Genomic DNA, 24,846 nt, shown 5'->3' with positions numbered 1-24,846 from the left:
CGATGACAACGCCGGATCAGGAGCATGTAAAACGATGGCGGCTTATTTTGGGAGAGGCTGCGGAGGAGAAGCTGTCGGGACTTGCTGGCGCCAGCGGCTCCAGCCTGCTGGATAAGGAAGCTGCTTTGCTGGACGATGCGCTTGCATTCATTTATGGAGGAGCAGGCGGTGAAGCCGGAAGCTCCGGCGGCGGGAGCAGCAGCGGGGCTGCCGGCTCCGCTCCTGGCGGACGCTCCGCCGGACATGGCAAATCCTCTCCGAATCTGGCCAAATGGCTGGGAGATGTGCGCACCTTTTTCCCGCCGGATATCGTAAGCGTCATCCAAACCGATGCGGTGGAGCGCAAAGGGCTGACCAGGCTGTTATTTGAGCCGGAGCTGCTGTCTCAGGTGAAGCCGGATATCGGCATGGTCGCAACGCTGATGTCCCTGCGCGGCCAGATTCCGGAGCGGACGAAGGAGACGGCGCGAGAGCTTGTCCGGCAGGTCGTGGATGAAATTATGAAACGGCTGGAGCAGGATATACGGAGAGCGGTCATTGGCGCCCTCAACCGGAGGCGGCATTCGCCGCTCCCATCCCTCAGCGGGCTGGATTGGAACAAAACGATTCGCAAAAACCTGAAGCATTACGATTCCGAACGCAAGCTGCTGCTTCCGGAGAAGGTATACTTTTTTGACCGGGCGCAGAAGAGTAAGGACTGGACGATCATTCTGGATATTGACCAGAGCGGATCTATGGCTAGCTCTGTCATCTATGCCTCCATTATCGGAGCGATATTTGCTACCATGCCTTCATTGGAGACGCGGGTTGTCGCTTTTGATACGGAGGTGGTCGATCTGACGGAGCAATCCGCTCACGATCCCATCGATATGCTGTTCGGTATCCAACTGGGGGGCGGTACGAATATTAACAAGTCTATCGCCTATTGCGAATCGTTTATAACGGAACCGAAAAAAACGATTTTTCTGCTCATATCCGATCTACTGGAAGGCGGAAATCAGGCGCAGATGCTTCGCAGGCTCAAAACGATGCATGACGCCGGCGTAAAAACGGTTTGTCTGCTGGCATTATCCGATGATGGAACTCCCGCTTATGACGCCCTGGTTGCCGGAAAGCTGTCGGGGTACGGCATTCCCTGCTTCGGCTGCACGCCGGACAGACTGCCCGAGCTAATTGAGGGCGCGCTAAAAGGGATGGACATGAAACAACTGGCCGACCGGATTACAGGGGGAAACAGGAGCTATTAAAGGTTACAACCGGCTGCGGTTAAAGCGGCCGGTTTTTATTTTGTTAATCCGCTTGACATGTGACTTATTAGTAACGTATATTAAGGATATGAAATGTGACCAAATGGTAACAATTAAAATTCATAACCGGAAAGGTGAGACATCGCATGAACATTCTTTTAATCGCAGGCAGCAGCCGTTCCGCCGCAACGAGCACCATTCTTACTCGCTACATTGGTCAAAAGCTGCAGGAGCAAGGCGCGGCCATTGAAGTAATTGATCTGGCGGAGCTGACACTGCCGATTTTTACACTGGATCAACCGGACTTACATCCTAATGCAAGGAAGCTCGCGGAGGCTGCCGTCAAGGCGGACGGACTTGTGCTGGCAACGCCGGAATACCATGGCTCCATCTCAGGCGCGCTCAAAAATGCGCTGGACTATTTGCAGCCCGCCCATGTAACAGGCAAAGCGGTATTGTCCGTAAGCTCTGCCGGGGGGCCGGTCGGCATAAGCTCGCTGCAGCATCTGCAAACCATTATCCGCAATCTGCACGGCATCAACTGCGCGGAATGGATTTCGATAGGGTACGGTTCCAATGCTTTTGGAGCGGACGGTTCGCCTGTTGATGCCGGCACACGGCAAAGAATTCACGGCGCGGTAAACCATTTTATGGAGCTGGCGGAAAAGCTAAGCGGCAAAGCGGTATCGGCAAGCTGATTTTTTTGTTCAAAATGTGACTAAATAGTAACGTATGAGGAGAGATTGAGATGAAAACAGCGGAACAGAACTACGCCGTAATCGTGACGGAATTTATTGAGGATTTGGCAAACGTACGGATTATGGATACAACGGACCAGTTTTTTGCCGGACAAATCGGGACCGCTTTTATGAACAGGCGCTACGTGGTGGAAGAGCTGCTCGTTCAAGGAGAGCGGGTAACCGCCTGGATCTCCATGACGGCGCAGCACGCGGGAGCTTTTCTCGGAAACAAAGCGACGGAACGGGCGATTAAAGCGGTGCAGTTCCGCGAATTCCAACTGAAAGCTGGCGTGATTGAGACTCATCGGGGCTGGTTCGATACCTCGTCGCTGCTGCCCCAGCTGCAACCAAACGGATAAATCGTTTTACAACAAAAATTGAATTTAAAGGAGAATGTCTCATGAGCACAACGGTACAAACCAATCTTGATACGGTTCGCGCCTTCATCGAGCGATTTTGGAACGAAGGGGATCTGGACTGCGCTGATCAGTTTCTGGCGGAGGACTATACGGAATTATCCTATCAATCCAAGGAAGGCTTAAAGCAGTTTGCCGCCAAGCTGTTGGAGGCTTTTCCCGACAAGCTCTATACGGTAGAACATATAATCGGCGAAGGAGACATCGTGCTTGTAAGAATGAACGTGAAGGGCAAACATGGGGGAATGTTTTTCGGCCGGGCGGCGACGGGCAATGAGATCGACGTGACATTGTACCGCCGTTACCGGGTCGCAGACGGTAAAATTACGGAGCACCGCGGCTGGATCGACATGGCGACGATGTGGCATCAGCTTAATAAAACGGATTAAGCCTACAGACTGTCCCTTCGTTCAGGGGCAGTCTTTGGCGTTACATGACATTGGCCTAAATCTATGATAACTTGTGACTATATGGTAACCTTGCAGCCGGGAAATAGAGCAGCGAGAAGGGAGAAGCCGAGATGGACGACAATGAAGTGTTTAAAGCTTTGGCCGATCCAAGCCGGCGTTTGCTGCTTGATCTGCTTAACCGTTCCGACGGACGTACGCTGAACGAGCTTTGCGCGCATTTGCAGATGACCCGGTTTGGCGTGATGAAACATCTGAACGTGCTGGAAGAGGCCGGACTGATTACGACGAGGAAGGCCGGGCGGGAGAAGCTGCATTATTTAAACGCCGTGCCGATCCGGCAAATCTATGAGCGCTGGGTCAGCCAATATGCCGAGCCTTGGGCGATAGGACTGACTTCGCTTAAACAAGAATTGGAGAGTGCGGATGTGATGGAAAATAAGCCGAAAAACGTGAACCGGATTGCGATAAAGGCAGCGCCGGAGCAGGTATGGGCAGCTCTGACCGATCCTGCGAAGACGTCAAAGTTTTGGTTCAATTGCTCCATTCTTTCCAGCTGGGAGAAAAACTCGCCCTTTGAGCTTACGGATCAGCAAGGGGTGAAAAAGGTAGAGGGCACGCTGCTGGAAATCGATCCTCCCGGCAGACTGGTGATGAGCTGGAAGTTTCTTATGCCGGATACTGCTGGCGACCAGCTGTCGCGGGTCACATGGGAAATTACGCCTCATGCGGAAATGCAAGGCGTTACGTTAGTCACTGTCGTGCATGACGATTTCGAGCAGGCTCCTGCAGCGGAAAAGGTGCTTCTGAATGGAATTCCAATCGTATTGTCGGGCATGAAAACGTTTCTTGAAACCGGCTCCTCTTTGTCGGGTGTTTAATTAAATGTTAGATGACAAAAAGGCCGACTCCCGGGTAACCCGGAGCCGGCCTTTTTGCAGATAGTTAAGCTTCAAACACGCTGAGTCCGCCGACCCAAGTGCGTTGAACTTCAAGCTCTTCGGTGAGCAGAACAAGATCCGCCCATTTACCGGCGGCAATGCTGCCGGTCTGATCGCCGAGGCCGATCAGCGCTGCCGGGTTCGCGCTGGCAAGCACGCTTGCTTGCGGCACAGTCCAGCCTGTAGCCGCGATGAACCGTTTAAGCGCGTTTTCCATCGTTAGCGTGCTTCCGGCAAGATTGCCGCCGACGGTCAGGCGGCAAACGCCGTCCTTCATCGTAACGGCTTGTCCGCCCAGCTCGTACTGGCCGTCCTGCAAACCTGCGGCAGACATGGCGTCGGTTATAAGCAGCAGCTTGCCGTCCGGCTTCACGCGTCCAAGGAGACGCATGATCGCATCATGCACATGATGGCCATCGGCAATTACCTCGGCATGAATCCGGTCGTCCGTCAGCACAGCGCCGACGGTGCCGGGCTCGCGGTGATGCAGGCCGCGGCAAGCGTTGAACGTATGCACAGCGCTGTTCAAGCCAGCATCGGCCGCCGCTTCCATCACATCGTACTTAGCGTCCGTATGCCCTGCTGCCACGGCGATTCCCTGCTCCGCGAGCCAAGCGATCATCTCCAGCGCGCCCTCGCGCTCAGGAGCCAGCGTTAGCTGCTTGATCAGGCCCGGGTGATCGGCATGCCACTGCTTCAGCCAATCCAATTGCGGATCGGCGCGGAATTCCGGGTTTTGAGCACCCATCCAGTCCGGGCTGATGAACGGACCTTCCAGATGAACGCCGCCAAGCCGAGCATGGGGCATGGGCGATTGGCGGTAATCGTCGGCAGCAGCCAAAGCTTGACGGATACGCTCCTGCGATTCCGTCATCGTTGTGGCGAGCATCGTCGTTGTGCCGTGCTCAGCATGGAATTTCGTAATCGTGTCATAAGCTTCACGGCTGGCATCCATAAAGTCTGCTCCATAACCGCCATGCACATGGACATCAATAAAGCCCGGGAGCAGCCAGCCGCCATGTCCGTCTATGACGGGAAGCCCGGATTCCGCTGCTTCACCGGCATCGACAGAAGCGATGACTCCGTCCTTGACTGTAACGGAGCCTTTGACCGATTGGCCGTTCACTGCAATATTTACATTGCTGACGCGAAATTGCTGCATCCTTCTTTCCCTCCTGTTGCCAGCAGGCTCGCCGCATCTTTATCCAGCAGAACCGTTACTCGTGCATGCAGCTGCAGCAGCGACGCCGGGCAGTCTGTCGTGACGGGGCCGGTCAGCGCGCGGCGTACGATGGAAGCTTTATCGGCTCCGCGTACGACAAGCAGAATCCGCTCCGCCTTCAGAATCGAACCGACGCCCATCGTTACGGCTTTGGTCGGCACTTCATCGATAGAGGAGAAGAAGCGGGCGTTAGCCTCGCGCGTCGCCTCGTCAAGGGTGATAACATGAGTACCGGCGCTCAGCTCGGCTGCGGGTTCATTGAAGCCGATATGACCGTTGTGGCCGAGGCCGAGCAGCTGCAGATCAACCTTAGCGTCTTCAAGCATGGCATCGTACTTCTGGCAAAATGCTTCTAGATCCGATGTCATACCGTCCGGCAGATGAGTCTGGTTCAGCGGGATATCGATTTTGGAGAAGAGGTGCTGGTTCATATAATAAGCGTAGCTCTGATCGTTGTCCGGAGTCAAACCGACATATTCGTCCAGATTAAATGTCGTTACGCTGCTGAAGCTGATTCCATCCTTGGCTGCGGCATCAATAAGGCTGCGGTAAACGCCGATTGGAGTTGAGCCGGTAGCCAGGCCAAGCACGGCGTTAGGCTTCGATTTAACCAGATCCGCCATCAGGCGGGCAGCTGCAACGTCCAGCTCTGCATTGTCTTCAAATACGCGAATATCCATTCCAATGTCCTCCTCGGTCCAGCCGTTATTCAGGCTTGAGCGCTATTACGATATCGTATGCTTCTAGTGTACGACTATTTCGTTTTCATGACAATAAAAATGATCGTTATAAACATAAAAATGATTTTAACAATCATTTCGTTGAATCGTCACCCTGAATTTGCCCCGTTAGGAGCAGAGCGGGTATGATGGGAAAGAGTAGCCGATTTACGTTGGAAAGGAGCCCATGATGAGCGAATACCAAGATCATCCGGACCAAAACGCCGCAGGCACGGAAGCGCGCAAAGCCGAGCATATCCGCATTTGCCTGGAAGAGCAGGTCGGCAGCTCGATCGGCGGCGCCGGATTTGATAAATACCGATTCGAACATGAAGCGCTCCCTGAGCTGGACTGGAAGGAGGTTGACACTTCCGCAAGCTGGTTTGGCAGACGGCTTAAAGCTCCTCTGCTCGTCAGCTCGATGACCGGCGGAACCGATGAGGCGGGACGAATTAACCGCTACCTGGCCGAAGCGGCGCAGCAGAGAGGCTGGGCCATCGGACTTGGCTCCATGCGCGCGGCATGGGAGAAGCCGGAGCTTGCCGATTCGTTCCAAATTCGCCGGGAAGCGCCGGATGTGCCGATTATCGCCAATGTCGGAGCGGTCCAGTTGAACTACGGTCTTGATGCCGACGCATGCCGCAGGCTGGTGGAGATGGCCGAAGCGGACGCGCTGGTGCTCCATCTCAACGCTCTGCAGGAAGTATTTCAGCCTGAAGGCGATACGAACTTCCGCCATCTGCTCCGGCTTATTGAAGAGGTGTGCCGCCGAAGCGGCGTGCCGGTTGGCGTAAAGGAAGTTGGCTGGGGCATCTCGCCCGCTACGGCGGCCCGTCTGGCCGATGCTGGAGCGGCGTTCATTGATTGCGCGGGAGCTGGCGGAACATCCTGGAGCCAGGTTGAGAAATACCGCGCCCGCAGCCCGCTACATGCAGCGGCGGCGGAGGCTTTTGCCGATTGGGGCATTCCGACGGCGCAATGCGTACAGTCGATCCGGCTGCAGCTGCCGCATATGACGCTGGTTGCGTCCGGCGGATTAAATACCGGCGTAGATGCGGCCAAAGCGATTGCGCTTGGCGCCGATCTGGCCGGCTTCGGCAGGGTGCTGCTGCCGCAGGCTTCGGCAGGCCGGGATTCAGCCAAAGCGGTGGCGATGCAGATGGAGCGGATTGAGTTCGAGCTGCGGACAGCGATGTTTGCGAGCGGAGCGGGAACGCTGCGGGAGCTTGCCGCAGGAGACAAATTGAAGCCTGCCCGCCTGTAAAGGCGGCCAGGCTTTTTTTATTTGATGCGGCCAGCGCCTTGAATATCTACGGTTGCTTTGATGTCGAACTGCAAATTTGGATAAATTTCCAACCATTCCTGGAATGCATTGCGGCTGCCGTGGGTCGCCCGGTACTTCAGGCCGAATTGCAGCGGATCGATATTGGCTCGCTGAATTCGCTTCAGAAATGCTGCCGTATCTTTCTGCACCTCTTGCTCCAGCCTCTTTTCCACTTCTGCGGAATGCATCGTCAGAATGTTGTCGGCCCCTTCCTCGATCGAGCCTCCCATATGAATGTGCATGCTCAGCCTGCCCTCACCGCTGCCGAGCCGTTTAATTTTGTAATGGACGCGCAGGTCGGTCACTGCAATCATAACCGGACGATCGTGAAAGTTGGTTTTGATCGTTGAGTTGATGAACTGCTGATCGAGCTGGTTGAACAGCTGCGTCTGATCCGGGCCCAGCACAAGCTTGACCTGCTGTTTGTCCAACAGGGCGAGGCGGTCTACCTCATAGCCGTTTTTGGTCACCTCGATTACCGGCAGATAGGGATCCATTCCTTGTTCATTTATTCGCCGGAACAGATCGAACAGTTTTTGCGGACGGATGAATGATGATTTGGTGCCGTCACCTCCAAACGTAAGGAACAGCGTATTGCCTGAGTACCTCTCGGATAACGGCATTTGTTGTAGAATACTCTTCGCATCCGGATAGCCAATCGCTACAAAAGCTGAAGACTGGATATCCCGGCGGCGGATCATCCATTCCGTGGCATTCGTAATATTGTCGCGGGCAAGCGCTTTGCCAAGCACAAAAATTTTACAATGGCCGAGGTCGAGCTCCTTGTCCACGCGGGATTTGAGAATACGCAGCCCCTCCGAAATTTCCTTTGCATCAATCGTCTCAATTTGGGATTTTTCCATGCCGGGCTCGGTTTTGGAGTTTGGAATCGACAGGCGGATTGTGACGCGGTAAGGCTTATTTTCATTGCCGGATTTATCAATCCCAATGGCAACGACAAAAAAACGCTTGTCAATATCGATAAATCCGCAGCCGCTGGCCGGGAAAATCAGGAGCAGCGTTAGCATGAGACTAAGTGCTGCTCTCCACCTATTCATGAGCTGACAGCCCCTTTCACCGCCGGCGGCCGTTTCCGGCACACGAGGAACAAAAAGACGATGGAGACTTGTTCAACGAACATCCTGGTGACGAGCCAAATTTCAGCTACGAGCATATTGAGCCCTTCATCCCAAATAAACATTGCCCCGATACATATGACAAAATAGATGCAGCTGATCCACCAGTTGGCTTTTGGCGTTTTGTTGAAATCAACCTCGTACTGATACTTTTTGCTGATGCTTCGCACAAATTCGATCGACTGATGCCAGCCGACGCAGGTGTAGAGCACCGTCAGGCCGAGATAGATCATCAGAAACAGGAACATGACCCGTTCGATAAAACCAAAATTCATCGTCATGGAGTCCGCCGTCTGCGTCCAGACGAACATATAACGCTGCACCGCCACCGTGCCGTGGAAGCCGATCGGCAGAAAAAAAGTCGTAAACAGAATGCCGCTGCCGAACAGCGGGATGAGCCATCTGCCCTTCAGACGGAAGTTAGGCGGATTGAGTCGGTTGAAGATGGCTAAATTGATGTACCCGGTAAAAATAAACGTTCCCGCCGCTACGCTCTTAAGCGTTGGGGGCACCCGGACATATTGGGCTACGGTGAAAATGGCGTTCCAGGCGACATCGGGACTGCGGATGCCTTTAAACAAAATGAACAGCACGACCGGAGTAATGAGCAAAATCGTCACTTCCAGCATGAACATCAGCGTCATGGAGGAACGGGTCGATCCGTAGATGCAAACCGCTCCAAGCACTAACAGCAGATTCCAGGCTGGCAAATCCGGCGTCAATACCCGGTTCATCAGCAGCGTAAAGGCAATCAGAGCAAAGCTGGAAGCGAAAAAAAACATAAAGGCGTACAGCGCCAGGACCGGCTTAACGAACCATTCTGGCATATGCAGCCGAAAAATTTCCGGAATTCCCATGCCCGGGTAACGCCCGAGCGCTGCGGTTGCCGCATATCCCGTCAGCGTGCCCAGCACGATGGCAACGAGCATCGAGGATACCGCTCCGGTCATGCGCTGCTCAATGAGCACGGCCGGCACAAACAGCATCAGGTTAAGCATGGCCACCATGACAAAGCTATAGTAGAAATAGCGGTTCATTTGGATTTCACCTCGCCGATATCCGTGTGCTTCCAATCGATGGGCAGCATTAATCTGAAATACGGCTTGCCGAAGCTTCGCTGGCTGCATAGGTAGATGACTCCAGCGAAAATGCCGCAGGCCACTCCCGGAAGGCCAAAAAAGATAGCAAGTACGATGAGCGGATATTTAATAAACCGGACCGCCAGCGACAAGGAATAGATCGGGATAACAAAGTTGGAGATCGCCATGACCGAGGTGACGATAATCATAATGCTGCTGACGAGACCGGCTTGCTGCGCCGCCTGGCCGAGAATGAGGCCGCCTACGGTTGTTGCCGTGGAGCCGATATATTTGGGCAAACGGACGCTTGCCTCCACGAGCATTTCGATCATGAACAGCATGATGAACACTTCAATGAAGGATGGATAAGGCACGGAGGCACGGCTGCCGGCTATCGAAAAGGCAAGCTGGACGCGGAACAGCTCCGGGTTGTAGGAAATAACGGCGATATATAGAGCGGGAAGAGTTGTTGTCATCAGCAGCGCGACAAAACGCAGCGACAGCAGCATAACCGACGTCCAGAACGACTCGTACCTGTCCTCGGTTGCCGTCATCAGCTCGGTAAACATGATTGGGAGCATAATCGCAAACATGCTGCCCTGCATCATGACGATAATTTTGCCTTTGGACAGACCGCGCGTCAGCCGGTCCACCCGCTCGGTTATCATTTCCACCGGAAACAGCCGTTTGCGGTTGTCGTTCATGAATTTGGCCAGCTCTCCCGTCGCGCTCAGCACATCCGTCTGAATGCTGCGGAGCTTCAGGCGCACCATATCGAGCACGGTGGGGTCAACGCGGATATGATCGTAGACCATCACCACTCTTGTTTTGGAAATAGAGCCGACCGTAAATTCCTCGCTTTGAAGATTAGGGCTTGCGTAGCGGCTGCGAATGATGTTGACCGAATCCAGCAAATCCTCGCTGAGCGCGATTTGCGGTCCCTCGATCGTGCTTTCCACACTCGTCAGCGGATTGGCGTTACGGATGACGCGGGCGGCGTCCATCGTGTAAATTTTCGACTCAAGCTTAATCAGCACAAAACCGCGCAGCATTACATCGGTCCAGCGCGCAGAATCGTCCAGCTCCGTGAAGTTGGGATTGCGGTCAAGCAGATCATTGAACGGCACTTCCTCTTTGGCAAAAGGAACCAGTATAAATTCGCTGACCTTACTCTCGTCCACAAGAGTGGCGATATAGGCTACCTCCGCAATGAAGCGGCTGTTGGTCATCCGGTGGGTTTTGACGTCCTTCGCATTAGCGAACCGTTCATGGATTGCCTGAATCATCGCCCTTCCTCCTCCTTCCAGTTCAGGAGTAGTATGCCGTCCCTTCCAAAAAAGTATGTTCCTCATTTTGCCGGAAAAGCGGAACATGCAGTACAATAACACAAGCGATAGATTAGAGAGCCGGAGCGGAGAGCAAGACCCGGCCTAAGGAGTGGAATGCATATGTCGGAATGGTTTGAAAAAAGCTTTGGAGACGATTATTTAATTGTTTATCGCCATAGAAACTGGAAACAGGCGGAGCAGGAGGTGGCGCAGCTGGCCGCTCGTCTGGATATTCAGCCTGGCGCCCGCATCGCCGATATCGGCTGCGGCATGGGACGCCACTCTCTTGCGCTCAGCCGGTTGGGATACATCGTTGTCGGCATGGATTTATCCGAAGCGTTGCTGGAGGAAGCCAACCGGCAGAACAGCGGCGGCGAGGTGGAATTTGTGCAGGGGGATATGCGGAAGATTCCGTTAGAAGACGAAGGATTCGACGCGGTCGTAAACCTGTTCACCTCCTTCGGTTATTTTGAGCGGGATGAGGAACATATTGAAGTGCTGCGCGAGATTAGGCGCATTCTGAAGCCGGGCGGAAGATTTTTGATTGATTTTCTTAATCCCGATCAGGTCCGGACATCACTCGTGCCGGAGTCCAAACGGACGGATGACTCCAGCGGCACGTTAATTATGGAGCGGCGTTGGATTCAGGACGGCAGAGTAGTCAAATGCATCCGTCTCTCCGATGGGGAGGGAGGCCGCGTCCGCGAGTACACCGAAAGCGTACGTCTGCTGGACGAGGACTGGTTCCGTTCGGCTTTGTTAGAGGCGGGATTAGTATTGGATGCAGTTAGCGGCGGTTACGGCGGCGAGGCATACGACCGGTCTGCTTCCAAAAGGCTTATCTTGTTTGGGAGAAGACCATGAACGAGCAGCGAGACAGGGGAACGCAACCGGATGAAACGGCAGACTCTGTTCGGGAGAAGGTTATGAGGGAACAGCAAGGCGTGCGACCGAAACCGGACGAAGCAGCACATTCTGTTCGGGGGATTAGCGGGGGGCTGGAGCTGTCAATGGAACAACTATCCGGCGGTTGGCTGCGGATATTGGTGCCTTTGCCTTATTCCTTGCGCTATGTGAACAGTTACCTCGTCCCGGAGCCGGAAGGGGACTGGACGGTAATTGATCCCGGGCTAAATACGGATGAAGCGCGGGGGTTATGGTTGGCTGCGCTGGAGCGGCTTGGCATTGGGCAAGGCAAGCTGCGGCGCGTGCTGCTGACGCATCAGCACCCGGACCATTACGGGCTGGCGGGCTGGTTTCAGCAGCGGTACGGCTGTCCGGTTGTGATGACGGAGCTGTCGCACCGGTATGCGCAGCGAATGTGGGGAGCGGACAGCAGCCGGTTTGCGGCGGAGCTGTCCGGCTGGTTCGGCCGGCATGGCATGCCGGAGGAACTGCTGGAGCAGTTAGGGCCTCATTTTGCCTCCTTCACGGAGCGGGTGGAGCCGCAGCCGGAGGTAACCTATGTTGCAGCAGGCCGGCAATTGGAAATGGGCGGCGAGCAGTGGCTGTTAATTGACGCTCCGGGGCATGCGGGCGGAGCGCTTTGTTTGTATAGCGAGAGCAGCCGGACGATGATTGCGGGTGACCAGGTATTACTTCGCATTACGCCTAACATCAGTCTTATCCCGGGTCCCGATGAAGACCCGAACCCGCTGCGCTCTTATTTAACTAGCCTGCAGCAGCTTTCCGAATACGAGGTAGAGGCCGTTTATCCCGGGCATAGGGAGCCCTTCCGCGATTTGGCGGGACGCGCGGCGGAGATTGCGGCTCATCATGAGCGGCGGCTGGAGCATCTGCTCGGCCTGCTGCGGGAAAGCGGCCCGGCCAGCGCGTTCCAGCTGTGCGAGCTGGAATTCGGCTCTCATTTGCGCCGCAACATCCACAATATGAGGTTTGCGATGTCGGAAACGCTGGCTCATCTGGCTTATCTTGCGGCCGAGGGCAAGGCGGAGGAGCGGGAGACGGCGGCTGGAGCGCTGTTGTTCAGCGTGAAGGAGTAGTGGTTGTGTTTTAATGTTCAGCTCACGGGCATGCTTCTCAACCCTGGCTGTTACTGAGCGGGAGGAAGCTACTCTTTTTCTGCTATGGTGCTCGTCATTTATGGGGACTGTAGCAGGTAGCTAGCTGCACTCCCATTTCTGTTTACGAAGCGGATATTAAGGCCGTTTTTGGTCTTCATGAAGCGCACTTTTGCGTATTTAGTTAGGATAAGACCGATTTTGGTCTTTTTTCTGCCTATTTTCCAGTTTAGCCATTGAATAGGCCCATTTATGGTCTTATTTTGCAAATGGTGGTGCGTGTGGCTTGAAATAGATCCCTTCTCTGGTCTTATTTCAAGTTTATTGATTTGAGGGGCGAGCCCCAATAGTATCATCGCTAGGAAAATTAACATTAGAACGCCAACGCCAAGGAAATTCGGATGACGGCGGCGAATAGCTTAGGCTCAACGACGCGGGACAGAGGGAGATAACGATGAAAATCTATCGTCTGCCGGACAAAGAGCAGCCGGTCCATAATTATGGGAGCAGCGGCGTGATGTTCTCCGGTATTACCCGGCAAGAAGGAAGAATACAGCTGAGCAGTTTGCGGGTAGAGCCCAACGCAGTCATCGGGCGGCAAGCGGCTGCAACGAGCCAGTTATGTTTATTGATAGACGGAGAGGGCTGGGTGAGCGGCACGGATCATCAGCGCATCACGGTGCGCGCCGGACAGGCCGCTTATTGGGACGCCGACGAAGAGCATGAGTTTGGCACAAAAACAGGCATGACTCTGCTGCTCGTCGAGGGAGACGAGCTGATCGTTGAGATGGAGGAGTTGGCTTCATTTTAAACGAAGCAATTGTTTGAGCAGCCGCTCGTAAGGGCGTCAAACGTCCTTAAGCTAGCTCAAAAACGCAAAACCGTCGCTCGTAAGGGCGTCAAACGCCCTTAAGCTAGCTCAAAAGCGCAAAACCCCGCCCATAAGGGCGTCAAACGCCCTTAAGCTAGCTCAAAAGCGCAGAACCGTCGCTCGTAAGGGCGTCAAACGCCCTTAAGCTAGCTCAAAAGCGCAAAACCGCCGCTCGTAAGGGCGTCAAACGCCCTTAAGTAGCTCAAAAATCAACAAACGCCGCCCGGCTCCCATTCAGGGACCGGGCGGCGTTTGTTCTTATGGAAGTGGAACGTCCTCGCCCCGCTCGCCGCGGGCTTCTTCACGTTCCGCCTGTTTGCGGTGCGCAATGCGGCTTGCAGCCGCAGCCGCGATCGCGCCGACGATATCGTCGAGGAACGTATGGATTTCACCATCGTTTTTATCGTTGAGACGGACAAGAATGCCCGGCTTCAGCTTGTCCACGTAACCGAAGTTTGTCAGCCCGATGCTTCCATATACATTGACAATGGATAAGGCAAGTATTTCGTCGCAGCCGTAAAGGCCCTCGTCGTTATGAATCATTTCCTGCAGCGGAGGGATGAGCTTGCCTTCTTCGGCGAGCACATCGAGCTGGATTCCGGTCAGAATGGCGTTTTGCACCTCGCGCTTGGAGAGCACGGCCTCTACGTTGCGTTCACATTCATCGAGCGACAGATCCGGGTAGTAATCCTTTTGCAAAAATAAAGTGAGCTCGGCAATCTGGCTCTTTGTAATTCCTCGTTTGGAAAGCCATTCAGCGGTAGCTTGGGCGACAGCCTGACTGTTGAGCGCGTATTTTCCTGGATCGGACATGCGGTTATCCCCCTTGCTAGGAATTGTTGAACAAGCTGGTCTAAAAGGTTGGTACAACCCATACACATAGTACAACAAAAGAGCTAGTACCACCAGGCGGCACAAACGCGGCCGGTAACCAAGGGAGGATATAGGAAATGAAAAAGCAGCGCTACAAATGGATTCGCAGGGCAGCTTTGACTGGCGCCCTTACATTGCCGGTCGTCATCGCCGGCTGCGGCTGGTTCTCTCCATCCGAAAGCAAAGAGATCGATCCGCCGCAGGGCGTGAACGGCTCGCTGGAAACCGGCCAAGACGGCTCGGCAACGGCGGGAACCGGTGTGGAAGCGGGACAAGGCACAGGCCTTACCGTGTATTTAAAGGATGCGGAGGGATATCTGGCTCCTGTTACAATCCAGGCGAAGCTTGACAGCAAGCTGCGCCCGGAAGCTCAAGCACTGGAGCTGCTCGTTGATGGCGGCGCCTATGCCAAGCTGCTGCCTGCCGGATTTTCCGCAGTGCTGCCAAAAGGCACCGAAATTCTGAATGTAGAGGTTAATACCGAAACAAAGCTGGCAAAGGTGGACTTCTCCAGTCATTTAAACGATTATAACGAGCAGGACGAGCGCGGCATGCTGGAGGCGATTACCTATACGTTGACGGGAATGGAGGGCATTCAAAGCGTCGAGCTGTGGGAGGAAGGGCAAAAGCTGCCTGAAATGCCGCAGGGGCAATATCCGCTTGACCGTGCTTTGACCCGTTCCATGGGCATTAACGTGGAGGCGGAAGCAGGAGTCGACTACAGCCTTTCTACTCCGGTAACGCTCTATTTCTCCAGTAAAACGGAAGTAGGCGATCCGTACTTCGTGCCGGTCACTCGTCTCGTGCCGCGCACAAGCGACAAGCTGACTGCCGTACTGGACCAGCTGGCAAAAGGGCCGCTGGAAGAGAGCAACCTTGTTCCGGTCTGGCTAGATAATTTCGACGTCAGCAAAGTGACGGCGGACACAGAAAAAAGCAGCCTCACGCTGGATCTGGTGGACGAGGGATACAAAAAGGGCGACATCGCTCCATCCGAAATGATGCGCGCCGTCGTGCTTTCATTGACCGAAAATGCTGGCGTCGAACAGGTACAGATTAAGCTGAACGGACAATCCGACTTCAAGGATGAGCTGGATTTCTCCTACGCGAACCCGGTGACCCGCCCAGAGCAGCTGAACGCATTTAAATCCTAACATCTCCAATTCGCTTCCCAGGAAAATGTTTAACCAAGACCGTCCTCTTCGAGCGTTAACCGCCGAAGAGGGCGGTTTTTGTTTGGAGTGCCTGAGCCTTTTGCCGGGACCGCCGCCAGCGTGATTTTCCAGCTGCGGTCTGCTACAATGAGGGCTATTGCAGTCATGTATTGAAGGAGGAGTACGACCAGAATGAGATCGGATGGACGGGAGCCGGGCCAGCTAAGGCCGGTACATATCACGGTAAATGTGAACAAATATGCAGAGGGTTCGGTGCTGATTGAGGCCGGAGATACCCGGGTGCTTTGCACCGCAACGCTGGAGGAGCGGGTTCCGCCTTTCATGAAGGGACAGGGCAAGGGCTGGGTTACGGCGGAGTATTCCATGCTGCCGCGTGCGACGCATACTCGCAATCAGCGCGAATCGCATCGGGGCAAAATAAACGGCCGCACGATGGAAATTCAGCGGTTAATCGGACGCGCGCTCCGTTCGGTTGTGAATCTGCAGGCGCTCGGCGAGCGCACGCTCACGCTTGATTGCGACGTGCTTCAAGCCGACGGCGGCACCCGCACAACGGCGATTACCGGCAGCTTCGTCGCACTGGCTTTAGCGATTGACAAGCTGGCCAAAACCGTCAACTTCCCGGTCTACCCGCTGACCGACTACCTCGCCTCGACGAGCGTTGGCGTCATTGACGGTGAGCCGCGTCTCGATCTGCATTACGAAGAGGATTCGCGCGCAAAAGTGGATATGAACCTGGTCATGACCGGGAACGGCAAGTTTGTTGAACTGCAGGGAACCGGAGAGGACGAGCCATTCTCCCGCGAGGAGCTCAACGCTTTGCTTGAGCTTGGAGAAAAGGGCATCCGTGATCTGATCGCCATTCAACAAGAAGCGCTCGGCGCTGCCGGAACGCGCATCGGAACGGTACGGGCATGAGCGGGGGTTATGTCGTCGTCGCTACCGGCAATGCTGGAAAAGTAAAAGAGTTCACCCATGCCTTCGCCAAGCTCGGCCTCCAGGTGCGCAGCCTGAAGGATTATCCCGACGTGCCGGACATCGTGGAGGACGGAGACAGCTTCGCTGCCAACGCCCGCATCAAGGCGGGTACGCTCGGACGGCTGCTGAACGCCCCGGTTCTGGCCGACGATTCCGGCCTCATCGTGGATGCGCTAGGCGGTGAGCCAGGCATCTATTCCGCCCGTTATTCCGGTCCCGGAGCTACGGATGCCGCCAACAACGCCAAGCTGCTGCAGGAGCTGGCCGCTGCCGGCGCGGAGGCTGCAAGCGGAGCCGCAGAGCGCCCGGACGGCGAACGGCTGCTGAGCTCGGCCCGGTTCTGGTGTGCGCTTGCGCTCTACATGCCGGAGCAGGACGATTTTATCGAGAGCGAGGGAGCGCTGGAAGGTTATATTCTGGAGCATCCGCGCGGCGAACACGGCTTCGGTTATGATCCGCTGCTGTGGATTCCCGGAAAAAGGCGCAGCGCGGCTGAGCTGAGCGTGGAGGAAAAACAGCAAATCAGCCATCGCGGCGAGGCGCTGCGGCAGCTGCTAGGCAAGCTGGAGCAATCCGGCGTGCGCTTGTAGGACGCGGCTCGAACGCGCGCCGGGCATGCTGCATTAAACATGTCTCAAGCCGAGTTAATCCTATGGCCGTCCTGTAAAAGCCGTCGTCAGACGACGAGGGGCGGCCTTTTCTTTTGTCCATCATGCTTCATGTGTTGAGCGCAACAGAACACGAAAAGCCATAGCGGCGGCGCTATGGCTTTTTATTCTGTATTTAAAATCCTCTATTTAACCGAAACGTTGTACTGCACCAGCCAGCGGTTCACCTGATACAGATAAGCGAACAGCTGCGGTCCGCTCATCAGCTGGCCGAACCATGGAATGTTGGAGCTGGCGGCGTCGGATTCCGCAATTTCACGGACTTTACCGGCATCGATCAGCGGCAGGATCGGCGAGCTGGAGTCGTTCAGCACATCCAGCAGCTTGGAGCGCACTGCGTTTAAATAGTTCGGATTATGCGTTTTGGGATACGGGCTTTTTTTGCGGAAAAGCACCTCGTCGGGCAAAGAGCCCCGCAGCGACTGGCGAAGAATGCCTTTCTCGCGGTCGCCCGAAGTTTTGATCTCCCACGGAATATTGAACACATATTCAATTAGCCGATGATCGCAGAACGGCACGCGGACCTCCAGCCCTGCGCCCATGCTCATCCGGTCCTTGCGGTCGAGCAGCGTTGGCATGAAACGGGTAATGTTCAAATAAGACATTGTGCGCATCTTGCGCTGAGCTTCATTTTCCCCGCTTAAGTGAGGCACAGCAGCGACCGCTTCGCTGTATCGGTCTCCGATGTAATCGAGCGGTTTGGTCCATTCCCGCATTTCCGGCGACAGCAGCTCCGACCGCATCCCGGAAGCGAGCGCCCACGGAAAGGTGCTGGCATTGAGCGACTCTTCACGGTGAAACCAAGGATATCCGCCGAACACTTCATCCGCCGCTTCGCCGGATATGGCGACAGTGACGCTTTTTTTGATTTCCCGGCAAAATAACAGCAGCGAGGCGTCGACGTCAGCCATGCCGGGCAAATCGCGAGCGGTCAGAGCGTCGTCCAGTGCGGCAACGAGCTCGGGCGTATCAAACTTCACATCGTGCTGGACGGTTCCGAGGTAGTCGACCATTTTGCGAATCCAAGGGGCGTCGGCATTCGGCTGAAACGCATGGGACTTGAAGTGGATATCGTTATCAACATAATCGACGGAGAACGTATCCAGCGAGCTCGCTCCGTAGCGGTTGTAAAAATCGACAGCCAGCGCGGTAAGCGCGCTGGAATCAAGGCCGCCTGACAGAAGCGTGCCAATCGGCACATCGGAGGCGAGCTGGCGCTCAACCGTATCGCGCAGCAGTTCGCCGACACGCGCCGCCGTTTGGGGGATATCATGCTCATGCTCCCAGCTGCGCAGCTCCCAGTACGTATGCGTGCGTGCGCCGCTACGGTCGATCGTCATGCATTTGCCGGGCAGCAGCTCGGTCAGGTCCTTGTAAACGCCGACTCCCGGAGTACGGGCGGGACCGACGATGAAAATCTCCGCAATTCCTTCCGCACCGACATCTGTCGTGACCGCCGGATGGGCCAGCAGCGCTTTTGGTTCCGAGCCGAAAATAAATTGACCGCCCGCATGGCTGACGAACAGCGGTTTAACGCCGACGCGGTCGCGCGCGAGAAAAAGCTTTTGCTCTTGATCGTCCCAGATAGCAAAAGCAAAGATGCCGTTGAATTTTTCGACGGCGGCAGGTCCCCATTCCATATAGGCGGTTAACAGCACCTCGGTGTCGCAAGTCGTCGTAAACATGCGCCCTCTGCTCTCCAATTCCCGCTTCAGCTCCGGCGCGTTATAAAGTTCCCCGTTGTAGACAATGACAAATTTATGGCCGTCCTGGCTCCGTATCATCGGCTGGGCGCCGTTTTCGGGGTCCATGACCGACAGACGCCGGTGGCCGAGGGCGCAGGAGCCCGAGATCCATGTTCCTGAAGCGTCGGGTCCCCGGAGCGCAAGGGTGGCGGTCATTTTTTCAAGATCCTCGCTGTGCAAGGTAAGGTCGCGTGTCCAATCGATCCATCCGGTGAATCCGCACATGGGGTTCATTCCTCTCTTGTTCGTAAGCTTGCGGCGCAATGCGACATATGACCATGAATATGCGAAATAAGGGCATAACATGTCTGTCCACGGGGAGAAACTACGGGGGAATTGACGAATGAAGGCGGCAAAAACAGGAAAGGAGCTGGACAAGTAATGAATCACCATGATCAGGAAGGACAGCGTAAGCGTTATTACGTAGCAGTTGGCGCCGGACAGGTGCTGGAAGACTCCGAAGCGGCGGCGTACGAGCTCGTCATCGAGGCAACCGAGGAGGAAAAGGACGGGCTCAAGGCATTGTTTGCCGAGCTGTCCAGCATGGACGAGGCGCAAATGGCTCATTTTCACAGCAGCCCGTACGGCTCCGCCAGCCTGGAAGAGATTAACCGCGGTTATGAAGGCATTCTTAAACAAATTTATGCCTTGATCAACCGGCTGGGCACGGAAGAGACGAAACAGCATATTACAAGCATGAAGCTGGACCTCGGAGGGCTGCAGGGATGAACGTAATTGAGGCCCATGTCAGCGGAACAGTGGATAAGGAAGGGATGCCGTGCGGAGAGGTACAGGTGCAGACTGACGATCCGCAGTGTGAGCAGGTGCTGGTCTACTTCAGGCTGGCGGAAGACGAGGAGTATGATATGGTTTCGGTCGTACGGAGCGATGCGGATTTGCTGACGGACTGGTTCGACAACAGCATGCACACGGCGTACGAGGACATTACCATGCAGTGGTTTGAAAATGAAGCGCTCAAAACCGATTGGAGCCGCCGCGAAACGTTCAAGCAGCAGGTGCTCTCAAGCGGTCATGTCCGCGACGATTTGAAAAGACTGCTCGGCTGAACAGCTTGGCATCGCCGGTGCAGTCTGCGGCAGACCCAAAACAACCCGCCGGTCGGAACCGGCGGGTTGCTGGCGCAGCGCTAGAAGCGGATGCTTGAGCGTCAGCTTTAAGCAGCGGACGTTTTTCACTATTTTTATAGCGGAACACGTTTGTCTTTGCCGGCGCTGCGGCCGTCTGGCTTGCGAAGCGAACTGAAGCTGATCTTTTGTGCAGGAGGGCCGTTATGGAAGCCTGCCGCTCCGAAACGAAGCGCTGCGTTAATCTCGCCGCCAAGCACGATAATGATTGAGCTTAAGTACAGCCATATCAATAAAACGATAACGCCGCCAAGGCTGCCGTACGTTTTTGTGTAGTTGCCGAACTGGCTGACGTACATCGAGAACAGAATCGAGGTAGCGATCCAGCCTACCGTTGCAAAACATGCGCCGGGAAGCACCTCGCGAAAGTTCAACCTGCAATTTGGCGTAATCCAGTAAAGCAGCGTGAACACCAGAATCATCGCCACGAAAGGCAGCAAATAACTGACAATCGCCCAGACGGGCTCAAACCCGGCAGGATAGTCTAACGTTTGGAACAGATATTCGCCGATGACTCGGCCAAAAACAAGCAGCGCCACTACGAGAATAATGACAACGGCCAGCACAAGAGTGGCAATTAGCGCTATTCCGCGAACCTTCCAGAAAGGACGGCTCTCTTCTTCGCCGTAGGCTTTATTGATTCCTTTAATAATGGCGTTGATGCCGTTGGAGGCAGCCCAGATGGTACCGATCATACCGATGGACAGCAGGGCGCCGCTGCTGCTTACCGTAACCTCGCTCAAAATGGTGCGTACCGTTGTGCCGCCGTCCTCAGGCAGCAAACGCATGAACTCGCTGATTAGATCGTCCCCGTTTAAGTTCAAATAGCCGAGCAGGCTGACGAGAAAGATTAAAAATGGAAAAAACGACAGCAGCAAATAATAAGTAAGCTGCGCTCCCAAAGCGGGGACATCGTCGTCCCGGAAACGAGCAAACATATTTTTGCCAAACGTAAATGCTCTGCTAACAAATGAAGATTTGGATGGCATCGGAGATCCCTCCTTGCGAAATCGTTTGTATGAACTGCATTACCCTGGAGCCATCGTCTAAAAACGTCATTCGTGGCAGGTTTTCGGACGCAGTTTGGAATTTTCATTGCTTTTCGGCACTAAAGGATTTTATAATTTATCCATAAATCCAGAAGCGGACGGATATGGAGTGGGATCATGTCAGAAAAGCTGGAGAAAATTGTAGAAGCGGCTAGACTTTACTATCAAATGGATTACAGTCAGCAAGATATTGCCAAAAAGCTTGGAGTATCGCGGCCCACCGTTTCAAGATTTCTGCAGCAGGCCAAAGCGGACGGCATCGTGCAAATTACCATTAATGACCCGCTTGAAAACAATGATCTTGTGTGCAGGCAGCTGGAGCGTCAATTCGGGCTGGACAAGGCGATCGTTGTTAGCACGCCGTCCAATGACGACAACGTTGTTAAAAAGTATATTGGGGAAGCGGCCGCTCAATACTTGTACGATATTGTCCGCGACGGAGATACGATTGCCGTGACCTGGGGAACAACGCTGTTCGAAATTGCCCAGCGGCTGCAAATCAAGAATGTGCGCGATGTAAAAGTAGTGCAGCTGAACGGGGGACTCAGCTATTCCGAAACGAACACGCATGCCTCGGAAATTATGCATATGATTGGCGGAGCCTTCAACACAACGCCGTATTTGCTGCCGCTCCCTGCCATTGTGGATCAGCCGCTTGTGAAACAAGCTATCGAAGCCGATCGGCACATTTCCAAAATACTTGAGATTGGCCGTAAAGCGAACATTGCGATGTTTACCGTAGGCGTGCCAACCGCGGATTCCGTACTTGTCCGGGCCAACTATTTAACCCAGGCGGAGCTGGAAGTGGTCAACCAGGTGGGAAAAGGCGATATATGCTCTCGTTTTATTGATATCAACGGCGACGTTTGCGCCAAGGAGCTGGATGCTCGCACTATCGGCATCGAGCTGGAGGAGCTTCGCAGCAAGGAGTACGCGGTGCTTGTGGCTGGCGGCATCGGCAAAGCAGAAGCGGTTCATGCTGCTGTGCGCGGCGGTTATCCCAAAACGATCGTCACCGATACGTTTACCGCCCGATACTTGCTTGAGCAAGAGAAGGCTGTTGTCTGTTAGAGAAATGAATTCTCATTTTACTGCCAGCGCCAATTCGCGAGTTTGCCCAGCGGATTGGCGTTTTTCGTTAACTATTTTAGAGCTTAAGTTTGCAAAGGGATATTCTTTTTGAGATGAATCCATTATAATTGCTTGATAATGAGAATCTTTTTCAATTGAAACGGGGATTTGATCTTATGAGTGCAACTTCATCTTCAGATTTACAAGCCGGTCCCGCTCGTAAGAGCGCGCCAGCGGTCAAATCCAGACCTGCGGCGGCAGCTGTCGTCCTCGTAGCAGGTTTGGCGGCGCTAGCTTTTGCCTTGGCGCTGTCCATTGCATTTGGCGCGGCGGATATTTCGCTGGCTACAGTATGGAATGCTGTATTCCACTACAACGCGGATTTGCAGGAGCATTTGATCATCCATGAGCTGCGCATGCCAAGAGCATTGGCAGGTGCGCTTACAGGAGCATGTTTTGCCGTAGCAGGCGCGTTGATGCAGGGCATGACTCGCAATCCTCTGGCCGATTCCGGGCTGTTAGGCTTGAACTCGGGGGCTGCGCTGGCGTTGGCTCTTTGTTTTGCCTTCGCTCCGGGAACGCCTTATCTCGTCATTATCGTATGGTGTTTTGTCGGCGCCGGCGTCGCGGCCGGAATCGTATACGGCATCGGTTCTTTGTCGAAAGGCGGCTTAACGCCGGTTCGGCTCGTGCTGGCCGGAGCGGCGGTGTCCGCTCTGTTCACGGCGCTCAGCGAAGGGGTTGCGCTGTATTTCCGGATCGGACAAGACCTGGCCTTCTGGTATGCGGGCGGACTGGCCGGCACCAAATGGACGCAGCTCGATGCCATACTTCCATGGACAGCCGTTGCGCTCGTCTTATCGATGATGTTATCCCGTTCGATTACGCTGCTGAGCCTTGGGGAAGAAGTGGCGTCGGGACTCGGCCTGAACATCGGCCGGACCCGGATGTTTGCGCTGCTGCTCGTGCTGGTGCTGGCCGGAACGGCTGTTTCAGCGGTAGGAGCAGTCGCGTTTGTCGGCTTGCTCATTCCGCATGTAACCCGTTATCTGGTCGGCGTTGATTACCGGTTTATTATTCCTTGCTCAGCGGTGCTCGGCGCTCTGCTGATTGTTCTGGCGGATATAGGCGCGAGAATGATCGATCCGCCATATGAATCTCCAATCGGCGCTTTGATCGCTCTCATCGGCGTGCCGTTTTTCCTCTATTTGGCGCGCCGTGAAAGGAGGGAGCTGTAATGAACGCTGATACGGTTCTTCAGGCGGAACGCCGCCGCAGAAGCAAAGTTTTTTTCATGCTGGGAATTCTCGGCGTGCTTATCGTTGCCGCATTCCTGCTTAGCATGAACGCGGGTTCTTTCCGCATGTCTCCGGGCACAGTACTCAACACGCTGTTTGGAAACGGCACCGATAAAGAGAAGCTTGTGCTGTTTGAATTCCGCCTTCCGCGAATCTCAATCGCGCTGCTTGTCGGGGCGGGGCTTGCTTTGTCCGGCTGTGTGCTGCAGGGTATTTCCCGGAACGGGCTGGCAGATCCGGGCATCCTCGGCATTAATGCGGGGTCGGGTCTTGTCGTCCTGATGTTTGTCGCCTTTTATCCGTCCACGGACGCGGCTCCGGTGTTTGCGCTGCCGGTTTTGGCGCTGCTCGGCGCCTGTCTGACCGCGCTTGTTATATTTGGTATGGCTTATAAACGCGGCGAGGGCATTTTGCCGTCGCGGCTTATTTTGACGGGTATCGCTATCGCGGCTGCAATCAGCTCTGCAACTATCGTGCTCATGCTGCGCATCAGCCCGGAGAAGTACCAGTTCGTCGCCACCTGGATGGCGGGCAGCATCTGGGGCAGCACCTGGACGTTTGTGCTTGCGCTGCTGCCTTGGCTAATTGCGTTCGGCGCTTACATCATGCTGAAGGCGCGCACGCTGGACGTGTTCGGCCTTGGCGAGCAGACTGCGAGCGGTCTCGGAGCGCCGGTCAGCAAGGACCGTACCCGTTTGCTGCTCGTTGCAGCCGGGCTCGCCGGCGCTTGCGTCGCAGTCAGCGGCGGGATCGGCTTTGTCGGGCTGATCGGGCCGCATATCGCCCGCCGCCTTGTCGGGCCGCGCCATAGCGCGCTGCTGCCGACATCGGCGCTGTGCGGCGCTTTGCTCCTGCTCATTGCCGACACGATAAGCCGGGCGATGCCAACGGCGTCGGAAATTCCGACCGGCATCGTGGTCGCCGTTATTGGCGCGCCGTATTTCCTGTACCTGATGGCTCGCTCACGCGCCTAACGATACTTAAACCGACTCTCGGCTGATCTGAATTTGAGCATGGGATGATATTACGGGAGCTTTTGCGCGCCGGATGCGGCTTACAGTTCCAAACACGCGGTGTTTCGCTGCACGCTGGCGGTCGATCAACAGTATGCCTAACGCAACTGAGCAGGCTTATTGGGCTAAATATCGTCGTATGTAGAATTTAACGCAATTGAGATGCCTTATCCGGTCCTTTCTAGGCGAAAAGACCCGCATATTCTGCAAATAACGCTTCATAGTTGCGTTAGATCTTAGAATCGTCCTAATCTGTGGCAATAACGCCTCTCAGTTTCGTTAGATCTCGGGGAGGGCCCAAAATTCCGAGATGCTAGCCGCAAGTGAAACCGTAACTTTAATTGAACTTTTCCGCTGCATCAGCAGCGGCTAAAGTTTAG

The 24,846-nt window shown here is 54.9% G+C and carries 25 protein-coding genes; 17 read left to right on the top strand and 8 right to left on the bottom strand.

Annotation, left to right across the window (positions count from 1 at the left end; translation table 11 throughout):
* Positions 1-2: 2 nt before the first annotated feature.
* From M3223_RS05305 to M3223_RS05285, 5 genes are all read left to right on the top strand, one after another.
* Entirely contained in the window at positions 3-1,247 is a 1,245-nt protein-coding gene (locus M3223_RS05305; RefSeq protein ID WP_251559682.1) for a VWA domain-containing protein, read from the top strand.
* Between the two features lie 146 nt (positions 1,248-1,393).
* On the top strand, positions 1,394-1,945 hold the full coding sequence (locus M3223_RS05300; protein ID WP_251559681.1) for an NADPH-dependent FMN reductase: 552 nt from the start codon (positions 1,394-1,396) through the stop codon (positions 1,943-1,945).
* A gap of 50 nt (positions 1,946-1,995) precedes the next feature.
* Complete coding sequence (locus tag M3223_RS05295; RefSeq protein ID WP_251559678.1) at positions 1,996-2,346, top strand: ester cyclase; 351 nt, start codon at positions 1,996-1,998, stop codon at positions 2,344-2,346.
* 41 nt (positions 2,347-2,387) lie between these two features.
* Positions 2,388-2,792 carry an ester cyclase gene (locus tag M3223_RS05290; protein WP_251559676.1) on the top strand — a complete coding sequence of 135 codons (405 nt, stop codon included), beginning with the start codon at positions 2,388-2,390 and terminating at the stop codon, positions 2,790-2,792.
* Positions 2,793-2,923: 131 nt separating this feature from the next.
* Entirely contained in the window at positions 2,924-3,691 is a 768-nt protein-coding gene (locus tag M3223_RS05285) for an ArsR/SmtB family transcription factor (RefSeq protein WP_251559674.1), read from the top strand.
* A gap of 64 nt (positions 3,692-3,755) precedes the next feature.
* Here the strand turns inward: M3223_RS05285 and nagA are convergent, their stop codons facing one another.
* On the bottom strand, positions 3,756-4,913 hold the full coding sequence (gene nagA, locus M3223_RS05280) for an N-acetylglucosamine-6-phosphate deacetylase (protein WP_251559672.1): 1,158 nt from the start codon (positions 4,911-4,913) through the stop codon (positions 3,756-3,758).
* Positions 4,886-5,653 (bottom strand): glucosamine-6-phosphate deaminase, encoded by a 768-nt coding sequence (gene nagB, locus M3223_RS05275; RefSeq protein ID WP_251559671.1) that lies wholly within the window; start codon positions 5,651-5,653, stop codon positions 4,886-4,888. The genes nagA and nagB overlap by 28 nt, the downstream gene beginning before the upstream one ends.
* Before the next feature lie 229 nt (positions 5,654-5,882).
* Here nagB and fni point away from each other — a divergent pair, with 229 nt between their 5' ends.
* On the top strand, positions 5,883-6,956 hold the full coding sequence (gene fni, locus M3223_RS05270; protein ID WP_251559669.1) for a type 2 isopentenyl-diphosphate Delta-isomerase: 1,074 nt from the start codon (positions 5,883-5,885) through the stop codon (positions 6,954-6,956).
* Positions 6,957-6,973: 17 nt separating this feature from the next.
* On the opposite strand, the gene M3223_RS05265 is transcribed toward fni, so the two are convergent.
* The 3 genes from M3223_RS05265 to M3223_RS05255 are packed head-to-tail and all read right to left on the bottom strand — an operon-like array spanning position 6,974 to position 10,517.
* A complete protein-coding gene (locus M3223_RS05265; protein ID WP_251559667.1) occupies positions 6,974-8,074 on the bottom strand; it encodes a Ger(x)C family spore germination protein in 1,101 nt (366 codons plus the stop codon).
* A complete protein-coding gene (locus M3223_RS05260; RefSeq protein ID WP_251559665.1) occupies positions 8,071-9,189 on the bottom strand; it encodes a hypothetical protein in 1,119 nt (372 codons plus the stop codon). The genes M3223_RS05265 and M3223_RS05260 overlap by 4 nt, the downstream gene beginning before the upstream one ends.
* Entirely contained in the window at positions 9,186-10,517 is a 1,332-nt protein-coding gene (locus M3223_RS05255) for a spore germination protein (RefSeq protein ID WP_251559662.1), read from the bottom strand. The genes M3223_RS05260 and M3223_RS05255 overlap by 4 nt, the downstream gene beginning before the upstream one ends.
* A 162-nt stretch (positions 10,518-10,679) precedes the next feature.
* On the opposite strand from M3223_RS05255, the gene M3223_RS05250 reads away from it, so the two are divergent.
* From M3223_RS05250 to M3223_RS05240, 3 genes are all read left to right on the top strand, one after another.
* Positions 10,680-11,423 carry a class I SAM-dependent methyltransferase gene (locus M3223_RS05250; protein WP_251559661.1) on the top strand — a complete coding sequence of 248 codons (744 nt, stop codon included), beginning with the start codon at positions 10,680-10,682 and terminating at the stop codon, positions 11,421-11,423.
* Positions 11,420-12,562 carry an MBL fold metallo-hydrolase gene (locus M3223_RS05245; RefSeq protein ID WP_251559659.1) on the top strand — a complete coding sequence of 381 codons (1,143 nt, stop codon included), beginning with the start codon at positions 11,420-11,422 and terminating at the stop codon, positions 12,560-12,562. Before M3223_RS05250 ends, M3223_RS05245 begins: the two co-directional genes overlap by 4 nt.
* A gap of 472 nt (positions 12,563-13,034) precedes the next feature.
* Complete coding sequence (locus M3223_RS05240) at positions 13,035-13,391, top strand: cupin domain-containing protein (RefSeq protein ID WP_251559657.1); 357 nt, start codon at positions 13,035-13,037, stop codon at positions 13,389-13,391.
* Between the two features lie 318 nt (positions 13,392-13,709).
* Here the strand turns inward: M3223_RS05240 and M3223_RS05235 are convergent, their stop codons facing one another.
* Positions 13,710-14,264: a phosphatidylglycerophosphatase A family protein gene (locus M3223_RS05235; RefSeq protein WP_251559655.1), complete on the bottom strand. Its 555-nt coding sequence runs from the start codon at positions 14,262-14,264 to the stop codon at positions 13,710-13,712.
* 137 nt (positions 14,265-14,401) lie between these two features.
* On the opposite strand from M3223_RS05235, the gene M3223_RS05230 reads away from it, so the two are divergent.
* From M3223_RS05230 to rdgB, 3 genes are all read left to right on the top strand, one after another.
* Positions 14,402-15,478, top strand: coding sequence for a GerMN domain-containing protein (locus M3223_RS05230; protein ID WP_251559653.1), 1,077 nt, complete (start codon positions 14,402-14,404; stop codon positions 15,476-15,478).
* Positions 15,479-15,670: 192 nt separating this feature from the next.
* Positions 15,671-16,417 (top strand): ribonuclease PH, encoded by a 747-nt coding sequence (gene rph / locus M3223_RS05225; protein ID WP_251559651.1) that lies wholly within the window; start codon positions 15,671-15,673, stop codon positions 16,415-16,417.
* The gene (gene rdgB / locus M3223_RS05220; protein WP_251559649.1) at positions 16,414-17,067 is read left to right on the top strand and encodes an RdgB/HAM1 family non-canonical purine NTP pyrophosphatase; all 654 of its coding nucleotides are present in this window, start codon (positions 16,414-16,416) and stop codon (positions 17,065-17,067) included. The genes rph and rdgB overlap by 4 nt, the downstream gene beginning before the upstream one ends.
* A 203-nt stretch (positions 17,068-17,270) precedes the next feature.
* On the opposite strand, the gene asnB is transcribed toward rdgB, so the two are convergent.
* On the bottom strand, positions 17,271-19,115 hold the full coding sequence (asnB, locus tag M3223_RS05215) for an asparagine synthase (glutamine-hydrolyzing) (protein ID WP_251559647.1): 1,845 nt from the start codon (positions 19,113-19,115) through the stop codon (positions 17,271-17,273).
* 156 nt (positions 19,116-19,271) lie between these two features.
* Between asnB and M3223_RS05210 the strand changes: the two genes are divergently transcribed.
* Both M3223_RS05210 and M3223_RS05205 read left to right on the top strand, forming a co-directional pair.
* A complete protein-coding gene (locus tag M3223_RS05210) occupies positions 19,272-19,619 on the top strand; it encodes a hypothetical protein (protein WP_251559645.1) in 348 nt (115 codons plus the stop codon).
* Entirely contained in the window at positions 19,616-19,957 is a 342-nt protein-coding gene (locus M3223_RS05205; RefSeq protein ID WP_251559643.1) for a hypothetical protein, read from the top strand. Before M3223_RS05210 ends, M3223_RS05205 begins: the two co-directional genes overlap by 4 nt.
* Positions 19,958-20,091: 134 nt before the next feature.
* On the opposite strand, the gene M3223_RS05200 is transcribed toward M3223_RS05205, so the two are convergent.
* Complete coding sequence (locus M3223_RS05200; protein ID WP_251559641.1) at positions 20,092-21,024, bottom strand: YihY/virulence factor BrkB family protein; 933 nt, start codon at positions 21,022-21,024, stop codon at positions 20,092-20,094.
* A 174-nt stretch (positions 21,025-21,198) separates the two neighbouring features.
* On the opposite strand from M3223_RS05200, the gene M3223_RS05195 reads away from it, so the two are divergent.
* The 3 genes from M3223_RS05195 to M3223_RS05185 all read left to right on the top strand — a co-directional run bounded on the left by M3223_RS05195 (position 21,199) and on the right by M3223_RS05185 (position 24,427).
* Positions 21,199-22,155, top strand: a complete 957-nt coding sequence (locus M3223_RS05195; protein WP_251559833.1) for a sugar-binding transcriptional regulator — start codon at positions 21,199-21,201, stop codon at positions 22,153-22,155.
* A 176-nt stretch (positions 22,156-22,331) separates the two neighbouring features.
* Positions 22,332-23,393, top strand: coding sequence for a FecCD family ABC transporter permease (locus M3223_RS05190; RefSeq protein WP_251559639.1), 1,062 nt, complete (start codon positions 22,332-22,334; stop codon positions 23,391-23,393).
* A complete protein-coding gene (locus M3223_RS05185; RefSeq protein ID WP_251559637.1) occupies positions 23,393-24,427 on the top strand; it encodes a FecCD family ABC transporter permease in 1,035 nt (344 codons plus the stop codon). The genes M3223_RS05190 and M3223_RS05185 overlap by 1 nt, the downstream gene beginning before the upstream one ends.
* The last annotated feature ends 419 nt before the right edge of the window (positions 24,428-24,846 follow it).

It is taken from the genome of Paenibacillus pasadenensis (genome assembly GCF_023715725.1).
In the GTDB taxonomy this organism is placed as follows: Bacteria; Bacillota; Bacilli; order Paenibacillales; family Paenibacillaceae; genus Paenibacillus_O; species Paenibacillus_O pasadenensis_A.
The sequence above is the reverse complement of the archived record's forward strand: the minus strand, read 5'-3'. Positions and strand labels throughout refer to the sequence as shown.